This window comes from Sporosarcina sp. Y1011 (assembly GCF_057669885.1).
In genome coordinates this window covers 284,781-291,501 of record NZ_JBYHFP010000003.1, presented here as the reverse complement: position 1 = coordinate 291,501, position 6,721 = coordinate 284,781, and the positions used below count along the sequence as shown (strand labels likewise).

At 40.8% G+C, this 6,721-nt stretch carries 6 protein-coding genes; 5 read left to right on the top strand and 1 reads right to left on the bottom strand.

All coding sequences use genetic code 11. The annotated features are described in order from the left end of the window. Window positions 1–115: 115 nt before the first annotated feature. Window positions 116–673, bottom strand: coding sequence for a peptide deformylase (gene def, locus AC25Y5_RS05665; protein WP_488139473.1), 558 nt, complete (start codon window positions 671–673; stop codon window positions 116–118). Between the two features lie 135 nt (window positions 674–808). Between def and AC25Y5_RS05660 the strand changes: the two genes are divergently transcribed. The 5 genes from AC25Y5_RS05660 to lpdA all read left to right on the top strand — a co-directional run bounded on the left by AC25Y5_RS05660 (window position 809) and on the right by lpdA (window position 6,670). After that, window positions 809–1,444 carry a YkyA family protein gene (locus AC25Y5_RS05660; RefSeq protein WP_488139472.1) on the top strand — a complete coding sequence of 212 codons (636 nt, stop codon included), beginning with the start codon at window positions 809–811 and terminating at the stop codon, window positions 1,442–1,444. A gap of 289 nt (window positions 1,445–1,733) precedes the next feature. Continuing rightward, complete coding sequence (gene pdhA, locus AC25Y5_RS05655) at window positions 1,734–2,849, top strand: pyruvate dehydrogenase (acetyl-transferring) E1 component subunit alpha (RefSeq protein WP_488139471.1); 1,116 nt, start codon at window positions 1,734–1,736, stop codon at window positions 2,847–2,849. Window positions 2,850–2,852: 3 nt separating this feature from the next. Then, window positions 2,853–3,830, top strand: coding sequence for an alpha-ketoacid dehydrogenase subunit beta (locus tag AC25Y5_RS05650; RefSeq protein WP_482100304.1), 978 nt, complete (start codon window positions 2,853–2,855; stop codon window positions 3,828–3,830). A gap of 77 nt (window positions 3,831–3,907) precedes the next feature. Continuing rightward, window positions 3,908–5,254, top strand: coding sequence for a dihydrolipoamide acetyltransferase family protein (locus tag AC25Y5_RS05645; protein ID WP_488139470.1), 1,347 nt, complete (start codon window positions 3,908–3,910; stop codon window positions 5,252–5,254). 3 nt (window positions 5,255–5,257) lie between these two features. Next, window positions 5,258–6,670 (top strand): dihydrolipoyl dehydrogenase, encoded by a 1,413-nt coding sequence (lpdA, locus tag AC25Y5_RS05640; protein WP_488139469.1) that lies wholly within the window; start codon window positions 5,258–5,260, stop codon window positions 6,668–6,670. Window positions 6,671–6,721 lie beyond the last annotated feature (51 nt).

The window sequence follows — 6,721 nt, the reverse complement described above, 5'->3', positions numbered from 1 at the left end:
AAGATCCTTCATTTATCTCGGTCTTCTTGATTTTCAGCAAAGCTGAAAGATCCATCATTTATCTTGGTCTTCTAGAATTTCAGCTAGATTAAAATTTACATCTAAAGTCGTATAATCAATCCCGTTCGAAAGGAGATGCGCCGGGAATTTCTTTAAACGGTAAGTTTTCATCAATATGATCAAAGAACATAATGCCGTTCAAATGGTCGAGTTCATGTTGAAATGCGATGGCTGCCAATCCTTTTAATCTCTTTTTGAATTCATTTCCATCAATGTCATAAGCTTTAATAGTAATTCGTGCATAGCGAGGGACATAGCCCTCAATTACCCGGTCAACTGAAAGGCAACCTTCACCCGAAGCGAGATAGGTTTTTTCGATGGAGTGACTGACGATTTTGGGGTTTACAGCTACAAAACTAATCGGTTCCTGATCAGTTTCAGTAATGTGGAGTGCAAAAGCCCTTTTCGCTTTATTGAGTTGAGGGGCTGCGATTCCGATACCGGGCCGCAGATCAAACTCTTCGCTAATTTCGGGGATCTGGCTATTTATCACGTATTCCATTAAGTCCTCGCAGAGTTCCCGGTCAGCTGAAGATAAAGGGAATTTCATTTCTTCGGCATGTTTACGTAAAGTGGGGTGCCCTTCTCGAACAATATCTTTCATTAAAATCAATGTACAAACATCCTTTCAGTTATCTATATTGATTAGTATAAGCGATTGTTAAATGGGGTGAAAGAATTTAAACGCAAACTTGAATTCAAGAATCCAAAACGCTATAGTTTATAAGGAATTGGAGGGGGATTAATTTTGAGGAAAAATATAATGATAGTCATACTGTCACTAGTATTGTTACTTTCGGGGTGCAGTTACGGAACGTCGGTCGAAAAGATAGTGGCTGATGCTTTAGCAGAAATGAATAGTGCTGAAAAAGAGTACCGGGATGGGCAAGCTGAATTGACAGAGCTTGAAAAAACAGAACAAAAGTTATTTAATGAAACAATGGAGCTGACTCAGGAACAAAAAGAAGTGCTCAAGAAGAACGTCACTGAACTTGAAAGTTCACTTGATCTCCGTGTCGCTCATATAGAAAGAGAAGAAAAATCCATTAATAAGGCAGAAGGTTCCATAGACGGTCTTGATAAAGCTATCAAAGAAGCAGATGAAACTAACAAAAAAGGTATTGAAGAACTGAAGAATGCTATCAGTGAAAGGTATGAATTGCATTCGGATTTTATATCTCAATACAAAGAACTTTTAACGTTACAAAAAGAATTGTATGGAATGCTTATTACTGAAGAAATAGAGATGACGGAGCTTAGGGATAAAGTAGGTGAAGTGAATTCTCAAAATGACGTAGTCAAGTCCGCAGTGACATCTTTCAATGACGCAACTGGAAAAATGAATCAGCTAAAAGATGAGGTTTTTGTCGAATTAGAGAAATGAAAATAATTGTAAATAGCAAAGGGATGGGGATTGTTGCTTAGAGTCCTAGTCCTGTTTTATTCTACGACAATAGAATCATATAAACTGGAAATCTATTATAATACAGTTGTATTATTGTGCTAATACAGATTCAAAGTAACAGTCAATTCGGATAATTTTGAAGTTCATTTAGGCTTGAGAATACTATGTTTGACCATTTAGTTTTGTTTAGTTATACTTAATTAGAAATAGATTGTACCAATTATTAAACCAATGTTTCATAATACAGTTATAAAGGAGAGTTGCCGAAATGGCTGCAAACAAAAGCAAGCAGTTCGATCCGGTGGAGACACTTCACGCGATTGAAGAAAAGTTTGAAATGTTCCAGATTTTGAACGAAGAAGGCGAAATTGTTAATAAGGAAGCAGATCCAAAGTTGTCAGATGAAAAACTTATCGAATTGATGACACGTATGGTATATACACGTATTTTGGATCAACGCTCAATTTCGTTGAACCGACAAGGTCGTCTAGGATTCTACGCACCAACTGCAGGTCAGGAAGCTTCACAACTTGCTTCGCAGTTTGCATTAGAACAAGAGGATTTCATCCTTCCTGGATACCGTGATGTTCCGCAAATGTTATTCCACGGATTACCATTATCTATGGCATTTCTTTGGTCAAGAGGACATTTCCAAGGGGGCAATATTCCAGAAGGTGTGAATGTATTCCCACCACAAATCATTATCGGTGCGCAATATATTCAGGCAGCTGGTATTGCACTTGGTTTCCAAAAACGTGGCACAAAAGCAGTTGCAGTGACGTATACAGGAGACGGGGGAACATCTCAAGGTGATTTCTATGAGGGAATAAACTTTGCAGGAGCGTACCGCTCACCAGCAATCTTTATTATTCAGAATAACCAATTCGCAATATCGACTCCACGTTCTGCACAAACGGCAGCAAAAACACTTGCTCAAAAAGGTATTGCAGCTGGTATTCCGAGTATTCTAGTTGACGGTATGGACCCACTTGCGGTGTATGCGGTTACACGTGACGCACGAGAACGTGCAATCAACGGAGATGGACCAACGCTTATCGAGGCGCTATGCTACCGCTACGGACCGCATACAATGGCAGGAGATGACCCGACACGTTACCGTACATCAGAAACGGACAGTGAATGGGAAAAACGCGATCCTCTAATTCGTTTCCGTACATACCTTGAAGCTAAAGGGGTTTGGAATGAAGAAAAAGAGAATGAAGTTATTGAACGTGCAAAAGAAGAAATTAAAGAAGCGATAAAAGAAGCTGATGCAGCTCCTAAACAAAAAGTTAGTGATTTCATTAATATCATGTACAAAGGTGAATTACCTTTCAACTTGCAAGAGCAGCTAGATATTTACACAGAGAAGGAGTCGAAGTAACCGATGGCACAAATGACGATGATTCAAGCAATAACTGATGCTCTACGTACGGAGCTGAAAAATGATGAAAACGTCCTCGTCTTCGGTGAAGACGTTGGAAATAACGGAGGAGTCTTCCGTGCAACTGAAGGTTTACAAAAAGAATTTGGGGAAGAACGTGTATTTGATACACCGCTTGCAGAATCTGGTATTGGCGGACTTGCAATTGGACTTGCGTTCACAGGTTTCCGTCCAGTTATGGAAATCCAGTTCTTCGGATTCCTATTTGAAGTAATTGACTCAGTTAGTGGTCAGCTTGCGCGTATGAGTTTCAGAAGTGCGGGACGATATAACGCACCTGTAACAATTCGCTCTCCATTTGGCGGCGGTGTTGCAACGCCTGAAATGCACGCAGACAGTCTGGAAGGAATCGTAGCATCACAGCCAGGTTTGAAAGTTGTTATCCCTTCAACTCCTTATGATGCAAAAGGGCTTTTGATTTCTGCGATTCGCGATGAGAATCCAGTTATCTTCCTTGAGCACATGAAGCTGTATCGGTCATTCAGACAGGAAGTTCCTGAAGAAGAGTACACAATCCCACTTGGGAAAGCCGATGTGAAACGCGAAGGTAAAGATCTTTCAGTTATTACTTACGGTGCGATGGTTCACGAAAGTTTAAAAGCTGCTGAAGAACTTGAAAAAGAAGGCTATTCTGTTGAGGTTATTGACCTGCGTACAATTCAACCGATGGATATCGAAACTATAATTGCATCTGTTGAGAAAACAAACCGTGCAATTGTCGTCCAAGAAGCACAAAAACAAGCCGGAATTGCGGCGAATATCGTAGCTGAAATTACAGAGCGTGCAATTCTGAGTCTTGAAGCACCTGTATTGCGCGTTACTGCGCCTGATACTGTCTATCCTTTTGCTCAAGGTGAAAATGCGTGGCTTCCAAATGCGAAGGATATTATTGAAACAGCTAAAAAAGTATTGACGTTCTAAGTTAGATAATTTGAATGTTAAATATCTAAACCAAGTGTCTAAAATAGTAAAATTCTTGATAAGAAAGGGTGAATCTTGTGGCATTTGAATTCCGTTTACCAGATATCGGTGAAGGTATCCATGAAGGTGAAGTTGTAAAGTGGTTTGTTGTTAAAGGCGATAAAATCAATGAAGATGACATACTACTCGAAATTCAAAACGATAAAGCAGTAGTGGAAATTCCATCACCGGTTACGGGTACAGTTGAAGAGGTTGTTGTCTCTGAAGGTACTGTAGCAATTGTTGGAGATGTATTGATCCGTTTCGACGCACCTGGTTATGAAAGTGCGAAAACTGAAGGTGACGACAATGCTGAAACTGAAGCACAAGTTCAAGCAACAGCTGAAGCGGGTCAGAAGATTGAAAAAGAAGAAGCACCGAAAGAAGAATCGGTAACAACTACGGCTTCTGCAAGTTCACAAACAAAAACAGACGTCGATCCGAATCGCCGTATTATTGCGATGCCTTCTGTACGTAAATTTGCGCGTGAGCAAGGTGTAGAAATTCAACAAGTTGCTGGATCAGGCAAAAATGGCCGTGTTTTGAAAGAAGATATCGAGTCATTCCAAAATGGCGGTCAAATTCAAGAGGCTCCACCTGCAGATGCGTCACAAACAAAAGGACAAACTGAAAGCGTTGAACAAGAAAAAACAGTCCAATCTCCAGTTTACTTAGAAGGAGATTTCCCTGAAACACGCGAAAAGATGTCTGGCATCCGAAAAGCAATTGCAAAAGCAATGGTCAATTCAAAACAAACAGCTCCGCATGTAACATTGCTTGACGAAGTGGATGTTACAGAACTCGTAGCACACCGTCGTAAGTTCAAAGACATTGCAGCTGAAAAAGATATTAAACTTACTTATTTGCCATATGTCGTGAAAGCACTTGTTTCAACATTACGCGAATTCCCGGTCTTCAATAGCTCACTTGATGATGCTACTCAAGAAATTGTTCAGAAGCATTATTACAACATAGGTATTGCTGCTGACACTGATCGTGGACTTCTAGTTCCTGTCATTAAGCATGCAGACCGTAAATCGATCTTTGCAATTTCAGATGAAATCAACAGTCTCGCAGTAAAAGCACGTGACGGTAAACTATCCCCGGCAGAAATGAAGGGTGCGTCTTGTTCGATTACGAATATCGGTTCCGCAGGGGGCCAATGGTTTACACCGATTATTAATCATCCAGAAGTTGCAATTCTTGGAATTGGTCGTATTGCAGAAAAACCTATTGTTAAAAATGGTGAAATTGTAGCGGCACCTATGTTAGCATTATCATTGGTATTCGATCACCGGATGATCGACGGCGCAACTGCACAAAATGCGTTGAATCACCTTAAGAAGCTGCTCGCAAATCCGGAACTTTTATTAATGGAGGCGTAAACAATGGTAGTAGGAGACTTTCCAATCGAAGTAGACACGCTCGTCGTAGGTTCTGGACCAGGAGGATATGTTGCGGCAATTCGCGCGGCACAATTGGGCCAAAAAGTAATCGTAGTTGAAAAAGGTGATCTTGGTGGTGTGTGCTTGAACGTGGGATGTATTCCTTCCAAAGCACTTATTGCTGTTGGACATCGTTATGCAAATGCTCAAGATTCTGATTCAATGGGCATTACAGCGACGGAAGTGAAACTAGATTTCACTAAAGCGCAAGCGTTCAAAGATAGCGTTGTAAACAAGTTAACTGGTGGAGTCGCAGGACTTCTTAAAGGCAACAAGATTGAATATGTTCAAGGTGAAGCCTATTTCGTCGATAGCAACACAGTACGTGTGATGGACGAAACTTCAGCGCAAACATATAAATTCAAAAATGCAATCGTTGCAACGGGTTCACGTCCGATTGAAATTCCGACGTTTAAATTTACAGAACGCGTTATTAATTCTACAGGTGCTTTGAATCTTAAAGAATTACCGGGTAAACTTGTAGTTATCGGTGGTGGATATATCGGTACTGAGCTAGGATCTGCATATGCAAATCTTGGATCAAAAGTAACGATCATTGAAGGCGCTAATGACATTCTTGCGGGCTTTGAAAAACAAATGACACAAATCGTTAAAAAAGGCTTGAAGAAAAAAGGCGTTGAAGTTGTTGTTAAAGCGTCTGCAAAAGGCGTTGAAGAAACAGCTACTGGCGTTATAGTTACATACGAAGTAGGCGGAGAAGAGAAAAAAGTCGAAGCTGATTACGTTCTTGTTACTGTAGGCCGTCGTCCGAATACGGATGAAATTGGATTAGAAGAGATTGGCGTTAAGTTCCTTGAGCGCGGTCTCATCGAAGTCGATAAACAATGCAGAACAAGCATTCCAAATATCTACGCAATCGGTGATATCGTTCCTGGACTTCAACTTGCACATAAAGCTTCTTATGAAGCGAAAATTGCTGCAGAAGCGATTTCAGGCGAGAAGTCTGAAGTTGACTACTTGGCGATTCCTGCTGTTTGTTTCACTGATCCTGAACTTGCATCTGTTGGCTTTACCGAGCAACAGGCAAAAGAAGAAGGTTATGAAACGGTAGTAGGGAAATTCCCATTTGCGGCTAATGGACGTGCACTAGCACTTGATGCTTCAGAAGGGTTCGTTAAGCTTGTATCACGTAAAGAAGACGGACTACTACTTGGGGCTCAAATAGTAGGTGCAAGTGCATCAGACATGATTGCTGAACTAGCACTTGCAATTGAAGCGGGAATGACACTTGAAGATGTGGCTATGACAATTCATGCCCATCCGACGTTGAGTGAAATCTCAATGGAAGCAGCGGAAGTTGCTTTAGGTAAACCAATTCATATGATTACAAAATAAAAACTTTAGTTAGAGTTTAAACCGTCTATGAGGCCGAAATTTGTCCTCCTA